This is a genomic window from Nocardiopsis alborubida (genome assembly GCF_012396365.1).
GTDB classification, from domain to species: Bacteria; Actinomycetota; Actinomycetes; order Streptosporangiales; family Streptosporangiaceae; genus Nocardiopsis; species Nocardiopsis alborubida.
In genome coordinates this window covers 119,165-135,797 of record NZ_JAAXPG010000015.1, presented here as the reverse complement: position 1 = coordinate 135,797, position 16,633 = coordinate 119,165, and the positions used below count along the sequence as shown (strand labels likewise).

At 71.0% G+C, this 16,633-nt stretch carries 14 protein-coding genes and 1 pseudogene; 3 read left to right on the top strand and 12 right to left on the bottom strand.

The genetic code is table 11. The annotated features are described in order from the left end of the window. Window positions 1-10: 10 nt before the first annotated feature. The 7 genes and pseudogenes from HGB44_RS17125 to HGB44_RS17100 all read right to left on the bottom strand — a co-directional run bounded on the left by HGB44_RS17125 (window position 11) and on the right by HGB44_RS17100 (window position 6,572). The gene (locus tag HGB44_RS17125; protein ID WP_061079054.1) at window positions 11-3,241 is read right to left on the bottom strand and encodes an NACHT domain-containing protein; all 3,231 of its coding nucleotides are present in this window, start codon (window positions 3,239-3,241) and stop codon (window positions 11-13) included. Between the two features lie 133 nt (window positions 3,242-3,374). Then, the gene (locus HGB44_RS17120; RefSeq protein ID WP_082768222.1) at window positions 3,375-4,046 is read right to left on the bottom strand and encodes a uracil-DNA glycosylase; all 672 of its coding nucleotides are present in this window, start codon (window positions 4,044-4,046) and stop codon (window positions 3,375-3,377) included. A 74-nt stretch (window positions 4,047-4,120) separates the two neighbouring features. Then, on the bottom strand, window positions 4,121-4,303 hold the full coding sequence (locus tag HGB44_RS32010; protein ID WP_061079078.1) for a helix-turn-helix domain-containing protein: 183 nt from the start codon (window positions 4,301-4,303) through the stop codon (window positions 4,121-4,123). Between the two features lie 186 nt (window positions 4,304-4,489). Continuing rightward, window positions 4,490-4,627, bottom strand: a pseudogene (locus tag HGB44_RS32005) (DUF2283 domain-containing protein); the annotation flags it as partial. A gap of 5 nt (window positions 4,628-4,632) precedes the next feature. Next, window positions 4,633-4,854: a DUF4258 domain-containing protein gene (locus HGB44_RS17110; protein WP_061079056.1), complete on the bottom strand. Its 222-nt coding sequence runs from the start codon at window positions 4,852-4,854 to the stop codon at window positions 4,633-4,635. A 12-nt stretch (window positions 4,855-4,866) separates the two neighbouring features. After that, window positions 4,867-5,262, bottom strand: coding sequence for a hypothetical protein (locus tag HGB44_RS17105; protein ID WP_231972270.1), 396 nt, complete (start codon window positions 5,260-5,262; stop codon window positions 4,867-4,869). A 269-nt stretch (window positions 5,263-5,531) separates the two neighbouring features. After that, complete coding sequence (locus HGB44_RS17100) at window positions 5,532-6,572, bottom strand: medium chain dehydrogenase/reductase family protein (RefSeq protein WP_061079058.1); 1,041 nt, start codon at window positions 6,570-6,572, stop codon at window positions 5,532-5,534. A gap of 103 nt (window positions 6,573-6,675) precedes the next feature. Between HGB44_RS17100 and HGB44_RS17095 the strand changes: the two genes are divergently transcribed. Further along, entirely contained in the window at window positions 6,676-7,317 is a 642-nt protein-coding gene (locus tag HGB44_RS17095) for a TetR/AcrR family transcriptional regulator (RefSeq protein ID WP_061079059.1), read from the top strand. Between the two features lie 59 nt (window positions 7,318-7,376). Here the strand turns inward: HGB44_RS17095 and HGB44_RS17090 are convergent, their stop codons facing one another. The 4 genes from HGB44_RS17090 to yczE all read right to left on the bottom strand — a co-directional run bounded on the left by HGB44_RS17090 (window position 7,377) and on the right by yczE (window position 12,472). After that, the gene (locus HGB44_RS17090) at window positions 7,377-7,886 is read right to left on the bottom strand and encodes a hypothetical protein (RefSeq protein WP_061079060.1); all 510 of its coding nucleotides are present in this window, start codon (window positions 7,884-7,886) and stop codon (window positions 7,377-7,379) included. A gap of 214 nt (window positions 7,887-8,100) precedes the next feature. Next, on the bottom strand, window positions 8,101-8,418 hold the full coding sequence (locus tag HGB44_RS17085) for a hypothetical protein (RefSeq protein ID WP_168444041.1): 318 nt from the start codon (window positions 8,416-8,418) through the stop codon (window positions 8,101-8,103). Window positions 8,419-9,379: 961 nt separating this feature from the next. Then, a complete protein-coding gene (locus HGB44_RS17080; protein ID WP_231972273.1) occupies window positions 9,380-11,185 on the bottom strand; it encodes a glycoside hydrolase family 15 protein in 1,806 nt (601 codons plus the stop codon). A 552-nt stretch (window positions 11,186-11,737) separates the two neighbouring features. Further along, on the bottom strand, window positions 11,738-12,472 hold the full coding sequence (gene yczE, locus HGB44_RS17075; RefSeq protein WP_061079061.1) for a membrane protein YczE: 735 nt from the start codon (window positions 12,470-12,472) through the stop codon (window positions 11,738-11,740). Window positions 12,473-12,751: 279 nt separating this feature from the next. Between yczE and yczR the strand changes: the two genes are divergently transcribed. Beyond that, complete coding sequence (gene yczR, locus HGB44_RS17070) at window positions 12,752-14,218, top strand: MocR-like transcription factor YczR (protein ID WP_061079062.1); 1,467 nt, start codon at window positions 12,752-12,754, stop codon at window positions 14,216-14,218. Window positions 14,219-14,339: 121 nt separating this feature from the next. On the opposite strand, the gene HGB44_RS17065 is transcribed toward yczR, so the two are convergent. Next, a complete protein-coding gene (locus HGB44_RS17065; RefSeq protein WP_061079063.1) occupies window positions 14,340-15,176 on the bottom strand; it encodes an alpha/beta hydrolase in 837 nt (278 codons plus the stop codon). A gap of 320 nt (window positions 15,177-15,496) precedes the next feature. On the opposite strand from HGB44_RS17065, the gene moaA reads away from it, so the two are divergent. Next, entirely contained in the window at window positions 15,497-16,504 is a 1,008-nt protein-coding gene (gene moaA / locus HGB44_RS17060) for a GTP 3',8-cyclase MoaA (protein ID WP_082768225.1), read from the top strand. The last annotated feature ends 129 nt before the right edge of the window (window positions 16,505-16,633 follow it).

Sequence of the window (16,633 nt, the reverse complement as noted above, 5' to 3'; positions counted from 1 at the left end):
GTCAACGCGCTCAACCGCCGCTGGTGTACCGGCCGCTCTCGGCCGGAACCGGACGGAGCCGGGCGACGGTGTCGACGGCCTGTTGTTCCCCGGTCTCCCCGACACCGTCGGTGGCACGGAGTTCCGGTTCCGGCGCCCATGAGGCCCGGACGAGTCCGAGGACGCGGTCGAAGACCTGCTCGTGCGTGTACGGGGCCAGGGCGCGCAGGACCGGGACGACCGTCTCCTCCCGGAGCTGGGAGCCGACCACGACCGCCCGCACACCGTTGAGGTAGGAGTTGACGGTGTTCACGAGTTCGGTGCCGAACGCGGACGCCTCGGCCACGAGGGCCAGGTCCTCCGCCGCCTGCCTGAGCGCCACCAGTTCGAGGCGCCCGAGGGCCCGCTGTGCGAGCAGGCGCCGGTAGCTGCGCAGGCGCTGCTCGGGGTGTTCGGTGACGGGCTCCAGCCGCAGCCGCATGACCTCGTGGACCTCCGTCCACGCCTCCTCCGAGTGGACGTCCGCGTACCAGGTCGCCAGGTCGTCCGAGACGTGGCGCAGGTAGGGCAGCAACCCGAGCAGGAAGCGCGCGGACGTGCCGTTGACCCGCATCGCCGTCGACCGCAGCAGACGGGAGGTGGTCTTGTTGTGGGGCACGGTGATCTCGTAGGGGTCGAGTACGGACGGTTTGGCGTCCACGTTCATCCGCAGTTCGAACCCCGTGCTCTCCCCGACGTTGACCGGTGAGGAGTCGTCCAGGTCCACGACGGTGACGCCCCCGCCCGCCTCCCACCCGTTCAGGTGGCGCACGCGCAGGGCCGCCACGATGCTGAACCACTCGATTCCCGGCAGGGTCCGCCACAGCGCGGCCGTGTGCTGCCAGTCCTGGAGGGTCTCGGGGGAGTCCGGGAAAAGCTCCCGGATGTCGACCGGCTCCCCGCGCACGAGGCACAGCAGGATCATGAGGTTGCTGGTGTAGTTGGCCTCGCGGCGGGTCAGCGGCAGCCGCGTGGGCTCGTAGGCGGTGTAGGAGCGGTTGTCGGCCGGGAAGGGCGCCTCCTGGAACAGCTCCACGAGCAGCCGCGCGTAGTCCTCGCGGGCCCCCGGTTCCTCGGCGAACCGGCGTTCCAGGAGTTCGGCGAGGAAGTCCACGACCTTCTCCCGGCCCGCGTAGCTGGCGAAGGAGGACAGGGCGTACAGCTCGCCGTCGTCGGGGCGCGCGCTTCGCCCCCGGCGCCGCGAGGAGCGCGAGCGGGACTCGTCCAGCTCCTCCAGCGCGATCGCCACGGCCCGTGCCACCAGGTACTCCCCGAAGGTGGCGTGCAGGAACTCGAAGACGCTCGCGGTGCCGTCACCCGTCTGCGCGCGGGCCTCGTGGACGAAGAAGAACCTGCCCAGCACCTGGTGCGCGGGGTCGATCCGTCCGTGCAGGTCGGCGTCCTGCGCGCGCACCGCCGCGTCCGGCATGAGGACCACCAGGTCCCGGTCCAGCTCGTCGGCGTCCACACTCTGCTTGCGCCGGGTGAACATCGCCAGCGCGGTGACCTCCAGACGGCGCAGCTCGTCCTCGATCGCGTCGTCCAGGTCCCGGTCGTTGAGGTGGGGCCGGTGCTTCTCCACCTCCCTGCGGGCGAACTTCCTCAACAGGCTCTCGTACAGCTCACCGTGGGAGAGGGTGTCCGAGGCGCGCCGCAGGGCGTTGCCCTCCGCGTCGTAGATGAGCAGCATCAGCAGCAACAGGGGTTGCTCGGCCAGCTCGCGGTAGCGCACCAGGACGTCAGCGGTCAGGGGCTCCAGTCCGGAGGCGGCGAACGCCCGGGAGTTCGCCCTGTTCCACACCTGGAGCATCTGCCCGATCCGGGCGTCGTCGAAGGGCTCCAACCGCATGACCATGGAGCCGTCGGGGAAACGGGCCCGGTCCGCCACGACGGTGCGGCTGGTGACGATCACCGCCGTCGGCTGGCCCAGCGCCTCCTGCTGGCGCTGGAACTCCTGGACCCGCTCCAGGTAGTCGGAGCGGTCGACCCCGGTCGCCTGGAGGAGTTCGTCGAAGCCGTCCAGGATGACCACGGGCAGCGCTCCGTCCGCCGACTCCGCGAGTTCGCGCCAGGACACACGGGTGTGCAGCGTCGCGGCGAGTCCTTCCTCGATCTGCGTGTGGATGGGCGCGTTCGGCTGGACCGAGCGCAGCTCCACCCGGATCGGCAGGAAGTCGGCGGCGGGCAGGCTGGCCGCGAGCATCTCGGTGAACTTGGACTTGCCCGCACCCGGGTGGCCCAGAATGACCGTGGGGACCTCCGTGGCGACCGGGTGGACCAGGTGGGCCGCGATGACCGGTTGGAGGTCACCGGCCACGGGCAGCCGGTCCCACCACTCCTCGGTGGAGGGCGTACCGCTGTGCACCGCGTAGGCGGCGCGGCCACGCGGCGGGACGTAGGCCTCCTCCAGCGGGGGCAGGGACAGGCCCGGGGGTATGTCGTCCGAACGCAGCACGGGCTGGCGCAGGACCGCCTGGTACCCGGCGGACAGCTCCCGCCGCCGCAGGTCCACCGTGCGCTGGGAGCTGATCCGCTCCAGGCACCGACGCAGCTCTCCGAGCCCTGTTCCGACGACCTCGCGCGTGTGCTCGTGTTCGGCGAGGTGGACCCACATGCCGAACTCGGGGATGTCGGCGGCGAGCTGACGGTAGGACTCCTGGTATCGGCGGGAGGCGTTCGCGGGGACGAGGCGCCGCATGTCCCGCAGAAGGCTGTGGTCCTCGGAGGTGATTCCGTGCCTTTCGGACACCGCGAGCCCTGTCAGGGCCACCGCGAAGTCCCTGAACAGGAAGTCCGAGAAGAAGCGGGCGACCCAGCCCGACCCCAGGGACACGGCGGGAGCGGTCCCGGAGTGCGCGAGGACGCGGTCCATCAACCCGGCCTGCTCCTCCCCTGTGAACTCCAGGTCGGCCAGGGTGAAGGGGGCGTCCAACTCGGCCAGGGTCTCGTCCACCGCCTCGAAGAAGGCGACGACGACGATGATCTGGTGCGCGGCCTCGATCTTCTCCGTCCGCGACATCCGGCTCTCGCCGCTGATCTTGTCCCGGATCCCCTCGATGGCCCGCCGCCCCCCGCTGACCAGTGCTCCCCGCAGGCCGAAGAGGTCGGGCACGCCCACCAGCCCCAGGCCTCCGTCGGCCAGCCTCTCGGCGAGCCCCATCACCTCCGAGTCGTTGTGGCCGAGGATCTTGAGCGCGTCCGCGTAGGTGAGCCGTTTCGCCATCGGGGGTGCCTCTTCCGGCGTCGAGGGGAGGGGGAACACAGTCGGACCCGGCACCGGGGGCGGTGCCGAGTCCGCAGGTCAGCATGGGTCTCGGGGGTGAGGGGGAGTGAGTGCGGTCCCGTGGTGGGATCCGCTAGGGCAGCTCCCAGTTCACCAGTTCGGAGTTCTGCTCCTTGAGCATCTCGTTGGCGCGGCTGAACGGCTTCGAGCCGAAGAACCCGTTCTTCGCCGACAGCGGGCTCGGGTGCGCGGACTCCACACACGGCACGCCCGGCATCAGCGGGCGCAGGTTGCGTGCGTCGCGCCCCCACAGGATCGCCACCAGCGGCTTGTCGCGCTCGGCGAGTGCCCGGATGGCCTGCTCGGTGACGGCTTCCCAGCCCTTGCCCCGGTGCGAACCGGCCTTGCCCGGCTCCACCGACAGCACCCTGTTGAGCAGCAGCACGCCCTGCTGGGTCCACGGGGTCAGGTCGCCGCTGGAGGGCATGGGCACGCCCAGGTCGTCGACCATCTCCTTGTAGATGTTGCGCAGGCTCGCGGGCAGGCGCACGTCGGGGGCGACCGAGAAGCTCAGGCCCACCGCGTTGCCCGGGGTCGGGTAGGGGTCCTGGCCCACGATGAGCACGCGCACGTCCTCGAAGGGCTGCTTGAAGGCGCGCAGGACGTTCTCACCGGCGGGGAGGTAGGTGCGGCCCTCCGCGACCTCCTGGCGCAGGAAGTCACCCATCGCGGCGATCTGCGGCGCGACCGGCTCCAGGGCCTCGGCCCAACCGCTGTCCATGATTTCTTTCAGGTCCTTCGGCATGGCCAGAACACTAGCGGCAGCGGGCGACATCCACGTCCGCTTCGGGCCTGCCCCGCTCCTGGGAGCGCACTTTCTCACCCGCGGACGCGGAGCCGGGCACCCGTCTCGTCCACGTACTTGTGCACGGAGCGTTCGGGAACACGGTAGGAGCGGCCCACTCGGACCGCCGGGAGGACTCCGGCGTGAACCATGCGGTACACCGTCATCTTCGACACGCGCATGATCGTGGCCACCTCCGCGACAGTCAGGAAGCGCATCTCCTCATGGGGTGCCTTCGGTCCGCGCCGAAGTGACGGGACGGGCACCCGGTCATCGAGCCCCAGGATCTGGGCGGCGAACGCGTTCACCCACGCTCGCGTGTCCGGGTCCGCCGCTCCGGACTCCCGTAGAACCTCCAGGAGGGCTGTGGTGTCCAGAGGACGCCCCAGGGTGAGGACCTCCACCCCCACCGGCCGACCGTCGGCGGAGTAGTCCACGACGAACGGGCCGTAGTCGAGGGTTCTCTCCACGCGAGCGTCGGTGAGAGTCAGGTAACCCGCATCCGCTTCCTGGTCGATCGTCACTCTCCGAGGCGCTGCCATGGGAATCACGATACTTCCACCACCGTCTTGATCACAGGGTCTGGCGTTCCCCAGGTCGTGTCCTTCACCGCCACGTAGATCTTCCTGCCGTCACCGGTGTGTCCGTACAGCTTGTAGGAGTTGTTCGCGGAGTCGCGCTCCTCTGCCAAGGGGCGTCGCAGAACTGCCAGGACGTCATCCTCGGCGATGCGCCTTCGCCGCATCCTCTCGAGAAGGTGGGTGGTCATTCGCGGAGGCATCTACTCTGTCGCCTTCAACACGATATCGACCACTCGCACGGCCCGGACTCCGCCGGCACGCACTCTCACGGTCCATTCACCGGTCTCGTCGATCACCACGTGGAGAGGGCTGGCCCAGACACCCGCATGGCTGGACGGGGGTGTGTCGGCTGTTCCGCTCACGGCCAGTGCGACCTCTCCGGAGGGGCGAACGATCTCCAGGAGTACCTGCTGGAGCCGTTCTGCTCCGCTGGTCTCCAGGAGCGCGAGGGCCACACCGAGTTCCACTTCACAGGGCACCTGATCCACGGCCAGCACACGCAGTGCCGGGTCACGAATCGAGAGGACGTCTCCGTCAACTCCGATCTCCCGCCCGAGAAGGAAGATGTGGTCGGGCGGGGCGCTGGTCTGTCCCATAGGGCCTGAGACTAGGCCGAGGCGAGGGGACGGCGCAGAAGAACGGCACAATCGCACCGGAGTTTTCGCACCGGGATCATGACCGGCTTCCCGCCCTGCCTTCTGGGAGCGGTCCTGCCAGTGGTGCACGTGGGCGCGGATGCGTTCGGTGGCCGCGTTTCGCGCGCTGCGCAGAGGCATGACGTGGATGGACGAGGCACGTACTACGGGCGGCGCCACCGACCACGAGGACCGTGGACCGGTGGCGGGAATGTCTGGAGCACCTGCCCTCAGGCGTCGGGGACGAGCACGACCTTCCCGACGACGGTGCGGGACTCGGCGAGGGTCATCGCGCGGGAGGCCTCCGAGAGCGGGACGTGGGCGGCCACCTGCGGTGCCAGGACCCCGTCGGCGAGCAGCCGCAGCACCTCGGTCAGGTCCTCGCGCAGCCGGGCGCGGAAGGCGTCGGCGTGACGGCGGCGTCCGGCCCAGAAGTTGTAGAAGTGGGCGCCGCGGCCGTTGGGCAGGGCGTTCCAGACCAGGAGTCGCCCGAAGAGCGCGAGCACGGGCAGCCGGGAGCTTCCCTCGACGTCCTTCGTCGACGCGGTGCCGTAGGAGACGAGCGTGCCGCCGCGGCGGAGCAGGCGCCAGGAGCGGACCAGGTCCTCCCCTCCGACGTGGTCGAACACCGCGTCCACGCCCTCGGGTGCCAGCGCTCGGATCCTGTCGTACACGTGCGGGTCGCGGTAGTCGACGGGGGTCGCGCCGAGCGCGCGCACGGCCTCGTGGTGACGCGGTGCGGCCGTGCCGATCACGGTGATCCCCTCGTGCCGGGCGAGCTGGACCAGGGCGGTGCCGACGCCGCCGTTGGCGCCCAGCACGACGACGGTGCCGCCCCGCTTCACGCGGGTCGTGCGGTGCAGCATCTGCCAGGCGGTGATGCCGTTGACGAGCAGCGTCTCGACCTCCGCCGGGTCGGCTGCCTCCGGCACCGCGACGAGGTCGCGTGCGTCCAGGAGGAGGTGGCTGGCCCAGGCGCCGGTCTTGGTGACGGCGGCGAAGCGGCGCCCGACGAACGAGGCGTCCACGTCCGGACCCACGGCCTCGACGGTGCCGACGACGTCGTAGCCCGGCACGAACGGGAACGGGGGCTGGTCGAAGTACTTGCCCAGGCGCATCTGCTGCTCGGCGAACGAGACCCCGGTCGCCTCCATGCGCAGCAGGACGTGGCCGCTCCCGGGAGCGGGCAGCGCCTGGGGCCGCACCTGGAGGCCGGAGGGCTCGACCCGGCCGGGCAGCAGGACCTGGGTGGCGGTGATGGTGGCGTTCATCGGGGCTCCTGTCGGGACACTCGGACTAACACTTGTAAACTTACAGGCGTAACCTTAAGGGTGCAAGACAGGCCGCACAAGCTTCCAGCCGTAAGGTGACACCATGAAGGACACGAAGGACGCGTCGGCGCCGCGCACCCGTAACCGCCGAGGCCAGGGCGGCCTCCTTCGCGAGGAGATCGTCGACGCCGCGGTGGGGATGCTCGACGAGACGGGGGACGAGCGCACCATCACCCTGCGGTCCGTCGCGCGCCGCGTCGGGATCGCGGCGCCGTCGATCTACCCGCACTTCCCGGACCAGCCCGCCATCATGCTGGCCGTGGTCCGCAGGGCCTTCGACGAGCTCGCTGCGGCGCTGAACGCGGCGGTGGCGGAGGCGGGCACCGACCCCCGCGCGCGCCTGTACGCCGCGTGCCACGCCTACCTCGGCTTCGCCCGCTCGCGCCCCGAGCGGTACCGCACCATGTTCGGCGGCCTGTGGATGCCCACGCTCGGGGACTCCTCGGTGACCGAGCGGGAACTCGTCACCCTCGGGGACGAGAGCCTGCGCGTGCTCGGCGAGGCGCTCACCGCCTGCGTCGACGCCGGGATCTCCGCCAGTACCGACCCCGGCGCCGACGCGGTCGGGCTGTGGCTGGGCCTGCACGGGCTCGCCCACCAGCGCGCCGTGACCCGGGTGTTCCCCGGCCCGGAGGACATCGGCGCGCGGATGATCCCGGCACTGGCCCGCCTCCGCGAGGACTGAAGGCCCCCGCACCGCCTCGGGGGCAGGCTTTCACGGCAGCGGACAGGGGGCGTGTCCGCTCATGCGAAGAAGGTGTAGAGCACGTAGACCGTGAGCACGAGCACCCAGGTCTCCCCGACCCACGCGGTGACGGCGAAGATCCTGTCACGGGTTTTCCCGCGGCGGACGACGGCGAGGAGCTCCTCCCTCCTGGCGTCGAACGTCCGCTGGAACTCCTCCCTGCGCTCCTCTGTTCGTAGGTCGATGGCCTCGACGCGTTCGGCGAGCCGGGCGACGGCCTCGGTCGACTCGTCGAGGTCCATGACGGCCAGTTCGGAAGGACGCCTGGCGCCCTTGCCGGTGACCTTGCCGTAGACCCGGCGTTCGCACTCGCGCACTGCGGCGAGCTTCTCCCTGATCGCCTCTTCGCGGATCTCGTTCTCCTGCTGTCTGCTCTCAGCCAGGAGCATGGCGTCGACCGTGCCGCCCTCGATGCGCACGAGGCGCCGGACGGAGCCGCGGTGGACCCATGAGAAGAGGAGAAAAGCAGGAAGGGCGACCAGAAGAAAAATGATGGTGGTGGCGGGCATGCGTCTTCCTTCGGGATGCCGTGTTCTTCGGCGAGGGGAATTGGGTGTCGGCGGCCTGTGCTTCGGGCGTGAAGTCGGGTTTCGCGCGATCATTCCCGGGACCCTTGGCGCCGGGGCTCCGGCGATAGGGGAGGCCGTTGTCCTCATGAATCCTTGAAAACATTTCAAGGTTCCGGTGATTTTTTCCCCGGTCCTCTGTTTCGTGCTGGGGGTCTCATTCCCCTCTGTGTGCAAGGTGGAGGGAGACGACTTCCTCTGCGCGCTCCAAGCTTTTAAGCATGTCTCCGACCTGGTATTGGATCGCTCCTCCAGCGGTGTCTTCATGTGCTCGTTCGAGTGCTTGGCTGAGTAGATCGCACCTGCCTTGTGTGGCCCCGTTGGCACGGGCGAGGCCGCCGCGCTCCTCGTGGAGCCTCCCAAGCCTTTCGTCAAGGGAGAGAAGATACTCGTCCGTCGGTGGGAGAACTCCTTTCCTCGCTTCCCTGGAGCAATGAAGCCTGTATGCGATGAGAATGACGACTGCGGCTGCCATGAGCGCGACGATCTGTATAGTAGTCGCTGGCATATTGGCGACTCCCTCTCTCTTCGCCCTTCTGGGCGTGTGACACTGTTCATCTGCTTGTTGTCCCTCGGGCCGGGCGCCACTGTGGCCGGCGTCGTCGTTCCCGTGCCTCCGTGGCACCCCATGAATCCGATTTCCCGAGGTGGAGCGCCTTACCGGCCGGTGCCTTCGTGCGGAGGCGCCCAGGCGTGCTGACGTTCTGCCCGTGCGACTCCGGTGCCAGGCGCGCGGGTGCCGCCGAACAAGCTCAGGGCAGGTCTGCCTTCGGCTGCTGAGGTAATAGGGGGAAGGTTCTTCGCAGGTGGGTTGGCGGTTTTGTCGGCAGGGTTCCGGTGCGCTGAGGAGCTGTCAACGTCCATGCTCATAGATATCAGTTCCCTGTGACATTCCGGGGATACGGTTGGCCGGATGTGGACAGAACCGAACCCGCTCCTCACCGACAGTTTCCGCTGTGGCCCCTCTCGTGGCGGGAGACTCTGGACCGCTGCGGCCTGTGGCTTCCTCGGGAAACGCGTTGGACTTCGCTTTGCGCTGTTCCTGCCGGTGGTGTCCGCCTGCCGTCCGCCTCTGTTGTCTCCCCCGCACAAACACGCACGGCAATCAATGGGGTCTGCGTCACTTCTGCTTCCTGCCGATGGTCGGTGATGGAAATCCGAGCGATCGCAGCGGACGGGGAAACCGATCGACCGGCGAACAGGGGCGGTTGCCTCAGGGGTGAGCCGCCCGTCCCCGAGGGCTTTCGCGCAGCGCCGCGACAGCGGCCGCGCCTCCGGCACGGCGACGCCCCCGCGCCCCGGTTGCGGGGTCTCGTGGGCGCGGGGGCGTGCGTGTGCTCCGGTGCTGCTCTGCTTGGGCGGGGGACGGGAGCGGGCGGAAGGAGGGTGGTGGGGGAGCGGGCCCGTGCGGGGACGGCCGGGCGGGTCGCGGCGGCCTACTCGGCGCGCCATCCCCCCTGGCGGGTGGTCAGGTTCAGCGCGGTGGTCACCAGGGGCACGTGGCTGAACGCCTGGGGGAAGTTGCCGACCTGGCGGTTCTCGCGCGGGTCCCACTCCTCCGCCAGCAGGCCCACGTCGTTGCGCAGGGACAGCAGCCGCTCGAACAGCTCGCGGGCCTCGTCCTGGCGGCCGATCGACAGCAGCGCGTTGGCCATCCAGAAACTGCACGCCAGGAACGCGCCCTCGTTGCCGGGCAGCTGGTCGGCGGAGTCGTCCAGGTCGGTGCGGTAGCGCAGCACGAACCCGTCCACCATCAGGTCCTTGCGGACCGCCTCGATGGTGCCGACCACGCGCGGGTCGTCGTAGGGCAGGAAGCCCACCTCGGGGATCAGCAGCAGCGCGGCGTCCAGCTCCTTGCTGCCGTAGTACTGGGTGAACGTGTTGCGCTGGGGGTCGTAGCCGTACTCGCACACCTCGGCGTGGATCGTGTCGCGCAGGGCCCTCCAGCGTTCGATGGGCCCCTCCTTGCCGAACTCCTCGATGCTGCGCACCGCGCGGTCGGCCGCCACCCAGGCCATCACCTTGGAGTGCACGAAGTGCTGGCGCGGCCCGCGCACCTCCCACAGGCCCTCGTCCGGCTCGTCCCAGCACCACTCCAGGTAGTTGACCAGCGAGCGCTGGAGGCCCCACAGGTAGTCGCCGCCGCGGATGTTGTGGCGGCGGGCCAGGTGCAGCACGTCCATGACCTCGCCGTAGACGTCGAGCTGGTACTGGCCCACGGCGGCGTTGCCGATCCGGACCGGGCGGGAGGCCTCGTAGCCCGGCAGCCACTCGGCCTCCCACTCGGTGAGCCTGCGCTCGCCCCGGATGCCGTACATGATCTGCATGAGCTGGGGCTCGCCCGCGATCGCCCGCACCAGCCACTCGCGCCAGGCCAGAGCCTCGTCCTTGTAGCCGGAGCGGATCATCGCCTCCAGCGTGATGGTGGCGTCGCGCAGCCAGCAGTAGCGGTAGTCCCAGTTGCGCACCCCGCCGATCTCCTCGGGCAGGGAGGTGGTGGGTGCGGCGACGATCCCGCCGGTGGGGCGGTAGGTCAGGGCCTTGAGCACGATGAGGGAGCGGATCACCGCCTCGCGGTAGGGGCCCTCGTAGGTGCACTGGTTGACCCACTTCTCCCAGAAGCGCTCGGTGCGCGAGAGCGCCTTCTCCGCGTCCAGGTGGTCGGACTCCTCCACCTGGGAGGGGTGCCAGGTCATCACGAAGGGCACCCGCTGGCCCGCGGTGACGGTGAAGGTGGCGTCGTGGGTGAAGTTGTGGCCCTGGAGGGGGATGGGCGTGCTGAGCCAGATGGCGTCGGGTCCCGCGATGGCCACCAGTTCGGCCCCGGTCCTGTGCACCCAGGGCACGACGTGGCCGTAGTCGAAGCGGATGCGCATGGTCGTCTCCATGCGCACCGAGCCGCTCAGCCCCTCGACGATGCGCACGATGTGCGGGGCGCCGCCGCGCGGCGGCATGAAGTCGATGACCCGGACGGACCCCGAGGGAGTGTCCCACTCCGACTCCAGGATGAGCGTGTCGCCCCGGTAGCGGCGGCGGGTGGCGCGCGACTCGCCCTCGGCGGGGCGCAGGGTCCAGCAGCCGTTCTGCTCGTCGCCCAGCAGCGCGGCGAAACAGGCGGAGGAGTCGAAGTCGGGAAGGCACGCCCAGTCGATGGAACCGTCGCGCCCGACCAGCGCGGCGGTCTGCATGTCGCCGATCATTGCGTAGTCTTCGATCCAGCCGGGCACGCGGCTCACCCCCATCACGTCGTCATGGTCTGTGCGGTCGGCGCCTCGTGGAGCGCGCGGTGCCCTGTGACGGCCGCCCGCGCGCGCACCCGTGTGCGCGTCCCGCCGGGGTCCCGTCTCCTGCCCGCCATGGGGGGCGGCACCGCCGCCAGGCGCCGTTCGGGCCACGTTCCGCCTCCGCACCAGCCGCCGGTTGCCTTCCACCCGGTTATGTGCCCAGGTGAGGGCAGCCGAAAAGGCCGGTGCCCAGGAACCGTCCCGAACACGGTCCTTTCCGTTCACCGCGCTCCCCATCTTCCCCTCTCCGCCAAGGGCGCGCCACCCGCAGGTGCACGTGCATCGGAAGGTGCAGCGAGGTATGTGGTGAAATGGGGGCGTTTGTCAGACCAGAAGTTATGACGCGGTGATCAAGATCCGGTGACGGGAAGGCCAAGGTCCGCCGGAATGGGCGTACTTGAGCCGTCCGCAACCCCCGCCGGTCCGCCGGAGCCGTGCGCGCGGCGGTACCGCGGAGCGCCGACGCGCTCCGGGGACGGGGGCGCCGAGGACGTTCGCTTCGGGGCGGGGTCACTCCGGCCGTACGGCCCCCGGCGCACCCCCGCGATCAGCGCCCCGGGACCGGCGGCGCCCCGCCTCCCCGGCAACCGGTTCGGGCACGCGCATCAGCGGTAGGAAGACCTGGGCCAGCGGACCGATCGCCACCGCGAACACCAGCGTGCCCACCCCCACGGTCCCGCCCAGGAGGAAGCCGGTGACCACGACGGCCACCTCGATCACGGTCCTGGCCAGGCGCACCGACCACCCCCGGGCCGCCAGGCCGGTCATCAGTCCGTCCCGGGGACCCGGACCCAGCTGGGCGCCGATGTAGCAGCCGGTCGCGACCGCGCACACCACCACTCCGAGCCCCAGCAGCAGCACCCGCACCACCAGTGACTCCGCCTCGGGCAGCAGCCACAGGAACAGGTCCACCGTCATGCCCACGACGACCACGTTGCTCAGCGTGCCCAGACCCGGCTTCTGGCGCAGCGGGATCCACAGCAGCATCAGCGCCGCGCCCACCAGCACGCTCCACGTGCCGATGGACAACCCCGTCTGGCGGGACAGCCCCTGGTGCAGCACGTCCCAGGGCATCGCGCCCAGTCCCGCGTGGACCAGCAGGGCGCCGCTCAGGCCGTAGAGGACCAGGCCCGCGTACAGCTGTGCCAGGCGGCGCAGCCGGGGCCGGGGCAGGGCGGGGGTGACCAGCACCCGGCCCAGTAGGGCGGCGGCCGCGTCACGGGCGGGACGGGGCTGTGCGGTCACGGGACACCTGTCTTTCCTGGGATCATCGGATGAGAACCCGCGCGGGGCACGGACACACGGTCTCGGCGAAGGCGCGGCCGGAAACGCCGGGCTCCGGCCGGGGTTCCAGAGTGCGCGAGGCGAGGCGACCGGCCGGGCCGTCCGCCGTTCCTCCCACGGTCACCCTCGCCGGACCCGGGTCCAGTAAGAGGGCCACCTGGGTATCGTGGCGGATGCGGCGCCTGGAATGAAGAGCCAATCCAGGTAACTGGCCCTTTCAACGCGGCGACAGGGGACGGCATGGCGAGACAGAGCGGCCACCGCGCGGCGGAGCGTCCCGGGGGCGGCACCCGGCGGATCAACGGGCGCCTGCTGGCGCGCCTCATCGGTGAGGCGCCCGTGGAGCGCCCCTTCTACCTGGCCATCGCCCGCGCCGTCAGCGGACTGGTCCTGGACGGCCGCGTGCCCACCAACACCCGCCTCCCGGCCGAACGCGACCTCGCCGCCGCCCTCGGGGTCAGCCGCAACACCGTCACCGCCGCCTACGCCTGGCTGCGCGACAACCGCTTCCTGGAGAGCAGGCAGGGCGCGGGCAGCTGGACCGTCCTCCCCGACTCCGCGACCAGCGAGCCCTCGCCCTTCGTCCCCACCGCCGAGCACATCGACCTGGGCGTGGCCGCGCCCCCGGCGGTGGAGGGGCTGCGCGCCGCCGCGTTCCGGGCCGCCGAGCAGCTTGCCGCGCACGTGGGAGGGCTCGGCTACTACCCCTACGGGCTGCCCGAGCTGCGGCACGCCATCGCCCGCCGCTACGTCGAGCGCGGGCTGCCCACCACCCCCGAGCAGATCTTCGTCACCAACGGCGCCCAGCAGGGTGTCGCGCTGGCGGTGGACATGCTCGTGCAGTCCGGCGACGAGGTCCTGGTGGAGTCGCCCACCTACCCGCACGCGCTGGACGTCATCCGCCGGGCCGGGGCGCGGGTGCGCACCGTCGGGGTGACCCCGCAGGGCTGGGACATGGAGTACCTCGTCGACGCGTTCCGCCAGTGGAAACCCGGCCTGGCCTACCTCATCCCCGACTTCCAGAACCCCACCGGCGCCCTGATGGACGACGAGGAGCGCCGGGTCCTGGTGCGCGAGGCGCGCAGGGCGGGAACCCACCTGGTCGTCGACGAGACGGTCGCGGAACTGGCCATCGACTCCGGCGACCTGCCCGCGCCGGTGGCCGCCCACGACACCGACGGCCGGGTGCTGACGGTGGGATCGGTGGCCAAGCTGCTGTGGGGCGGCCTGCGGGTGGGGTGGGTGCGCACCACGCCGCCGATGGTGGCCCGGCTGATGGCCACCCGCCAGCGCTTCGACCTGGCCGGGGCGGTGCTGGACCAGCTCACCGCCACCCATCTGCTCGCCGACGTGCTGCGCATCCGGGCCGAGCGCAGCCGCCAGCTGCGCCGCAACCGCGACGCGCTGCTGCACGCCCTGCGTGAGCGCCTTCCCGACTGGCGGCCCAGCGTGCCCGGGGGCGGGCTGGTGCTGTGGGCGACCCTGCCCCACCCCGTGGCCAGCGCGCTGGCCACGGCCGCGATCCGGCACGGGGTGCACCCGGCCGCCGGACCGGTGTTCGGCGCCGACGGAACCCTGGAGCGCTACCTGCGCCTGGCCTACACCCAGCCGCCGGACGTGCTCGTGGACGCCGTGGAGCGCCTGTCCGCCGCCTACACCGAGACCCTGGTCCACCCAACGCAGCCCCGGGGGCAGCTCTACGTCTGAGGGCACGCCGAGGGGAGGGGAGGGCACGAGGTCCCCTTGCCAACAGCTCACCACGCCCGGCTGCCCCGGCACCACCCCGGATCCGCGCCTGTGGACAAGCGGTCCGGCCGCTCCCGCGTCCTCAGGCGCCACCCGCGGGCACGGCGAAGCGCTGGGCGAAGCGGACCACCTCGCCGAGCACCTCGTCCCGGTTGGTCTCGTTGAACACCTCGTGCCGGGCGCCGGGGAAGACCCGCGCGGTGAAGTCCTCGCCCATGATCGCGGTGACGCCCACCCGCGTGTCCTCCAGCGGCACCAGCCGGTCGTCGGAGCCGTGCACCCACAGCAGCGGCAGGGGGCCCACGCTCCCGGCGGCCAGACCGCGCCCGATCTCGGTGAGCATGGCGTTCACGGTGGCGCGTTTGAAGGGTCCGTGCCAGACCAGCTCGTCGGCCACGTACGCCTCGCCCACGGCCGGGTCCCGCGAGAGCGTGGACGGGTCGATGGGTGCGTCGGGGATCTCCTCGGCCGCGGCGAGCCGCTCCAGGGCCTCCCATCGGCCCAGCACCGGCCCGGACAGCACCAGCGCGCTCACCCGCCCGGGGTGGGTCTGGGCGTAGCGGGAGGCGATGAGCCCGCCCATGGAGTGGCCGATGAGCACGAGCGGCAGCGTCCGGTAGGCGGTGCGCGCCTGGGTGACGAGCCGGTGCACGTCCTCGACCACGCCCGCGTAGTCGTCGATCAGGACCCGCTCGCCGGAGGAGCCCCCGTGCCCGCGGTGGTCGGCGCCGTAGACCACCGCGCCCGCCCGGACCAGGTCCTCGGCCACCGCGTGGTACCGGCCCAGGTGTTCGCCGTAGCCGTGCACCAGCACCGCGAGCCAGGTCGGCTCGCCCTCGGTCGGGGCCCACGCCCGCGCCGCCAGCTTCCCCGAACCGTCCGGTCCGCCCGCCAGGGCCCACTCGCGTGTGGTGATCACCGTGTCCCGCCTCCTCGCCCGAGCCTTCGTCTGCGACGATCGAAGCCGTGCGCGACCGTCGGATGGTCACCCTACGGCGCGGCGGGGCCGGTGCGCAGCACGGCGGAGCGGGCACGCGCCCTCCGTGGCCCCCGGTGGTGTGGGATCACCCGATACACCGGCCGGTCTCTCGTGTCCGCCCACGAAAAACGGCATATGACGCGTTTGACTCTGCCCGTCACTTACAGGGATCTTCTACGCTTATCTATGGGTACCCCTCGGGCCGGGTACACCTCCGTACACGGACCGCCCGACAACCCGGACTGGAGAGGGTGACGCCCGTGCTGGCCGACTCCTACGGACGAGTGGCGACCGACCTGCGGGTCTCGCTCACCGACCGCTGCAACCTCAGGTGCACCTACTGCATGCCGCCGGAGGGGTTGGAGTGGTTGCCCAAGCCGGAACTGCTCACCGACGACGAACTCCTGCGCCTCATCCGCATCGGTGTCACCCGCCTCGGCATCACCGAGGTGCGCTTCACCGGCGGAGAACCCCTGCTCCGCCGCGGCCTGCCCGGCCTCGTCGCGGGGACCACCGCGCTGGAGCCCCGACCCCACACCGCCCTGACCACCAACGGCATCGGACTGGCCCGCATGGCCCCCGCCCTCGCCGAGGCCGGGCTCGACCGTGTCAACGTCTCCCTCGACACCCTGCGCCCCGACGTGTTCGAGACCCTCGCCCGCCGCCGCAGGCTCAACGACGTCCTCGACGGCCTGGCGGGCGCCGCGGAGGCCGGGCTCACCCCCGTCAAGGTCAACGCGGTGCTCATGCGCGGCGTCAACGACGACGACGCCCCCGACCTGCTGCGCTTCTGCGTCGAGCACGGCTACGAGCTGCGGTTCATCGAGCAGATGCCGCTCGACGCCCAGCACGGCTGGCGGCGCGACACCATGATCACCGCCGAGGAGATCCTCGCCAACCTCGAAACCGAGTTCACGCTCGACGCGGCCGACGCCGACACGCGCGGCAGCGCCCCGGCCGAGCTCTTCCACGTGCGCGGAGCCCACTTCCCCAACGGGGAACAGGCCACCGTCGGCGTCATCGGATCGGTCACCCGGCCCTTCTGCGGCGCCTGCGACCGCGTCCGCCTCACCGCCGACGGACAGGTGCGCAACTGCCTGTTCGCCCGGGAGGAGTCCGACCTGCGCTCCCTGCTGCGGGGCGGCGCCACCGACGAGGAGATCGCCCGGAGCTGGACCGCCGCCGTGTCCGCCAAGCTGCCCGGACACGGCATCAACGACCCCAGCTTCCTCCAGCCGTCCCGGCCGATGTCGGCCATCGGCGGCTGAACCCCGGCCGCGGCACGCCACCGGCGCGCCCGGCCCCCGAGCCCGTCCCGCACCAAAACCCGTTGCCTCCCTCGCCCGGCTCTGGCTTGATGTCCCAGGGGCACGACCGCGTACGCGCCCCGTACGAAC

Bases quoted from the DNA above. Each gene is read 5' to 3' on its own strand.
- HGB44_RS17125 (WP_061079054.1), bottom strand. From the start codon at position 3,241: ATGGCGAAACGGCTCACCTACGCGGACGCGCTCAAGATCCTCGGCCAC.
- HGB44_RS17120 (WP_082768222.1), bottom strand. From the start codon at position 4,046: ATGCCGAAGGACCTGAAAGAAATCATGGACAGCGGTTGGGCCGAGGCC.
- HGB44_RS32010 (WP_061079078.1), bottom strand. From the start codon at position 4,303: ATGCGCTTCCTGACTGTCGCGGAGGTGGCCACGATCATGCGCGTGTCG.
- HGB44_RS17110 (WP_061079056.1), bottom strand. From the start codon at position 4,854: ATGACCACCCACCTTCTCGAGAGGATGCGGCGAAGGCGCATCGCCGAG.
- HGB44_RS17105 (WP_231972270.1), bottom strand. From the start codon at position 5,262: ATGGGACAGACCAGCGCCCCGCCCGACCACATCTTCCTTCTCGGGCGG.
- HGB44_RS17100 (WP_061079058.1), bottom strand. From the start codon at position 6,572: ATGAACGCCACCATCACCGCCACCCAGGTCCTGCTGCCCGGCCGGGTC.
- HGB44_RS17095 (WP_061079059.1), top strand. From the start codon at position 6,676: ATGAAGGACACGAAGGACGCGTCGGCGCCGCGCACCCGTAACCGCCGA.
- HGB44_RS17090 (WP_061079060.1), bottom strand. From the start codon at position 7,886: ATGCCCGCCACCACCATCATTTTTCTTCTGGTCGCCCTTCCTGCTTTT.
- HGB44_RS17085 (WP_168444041.1), bottom strand. From the start codon at position 8,418: ATGGCAGCCGCAGTCGTCATTCTCATCGCATACAGGCTTCATTGCTCC.
- HGB44_RS17080 (WP_231972273.1), bottom strand. From the start codon at position 11,185: ATGGGGGTGAGCCGCGTGCCCGGCTGGATCGAAGACTACGCAATGATC.
- yczR (WP_061079062.1), top strand. From the start codon at position 12,752: ATGGCGAGACAGAGCGGCCACCGCGCGGCGGAGCGTCCCGGGGGCGGC.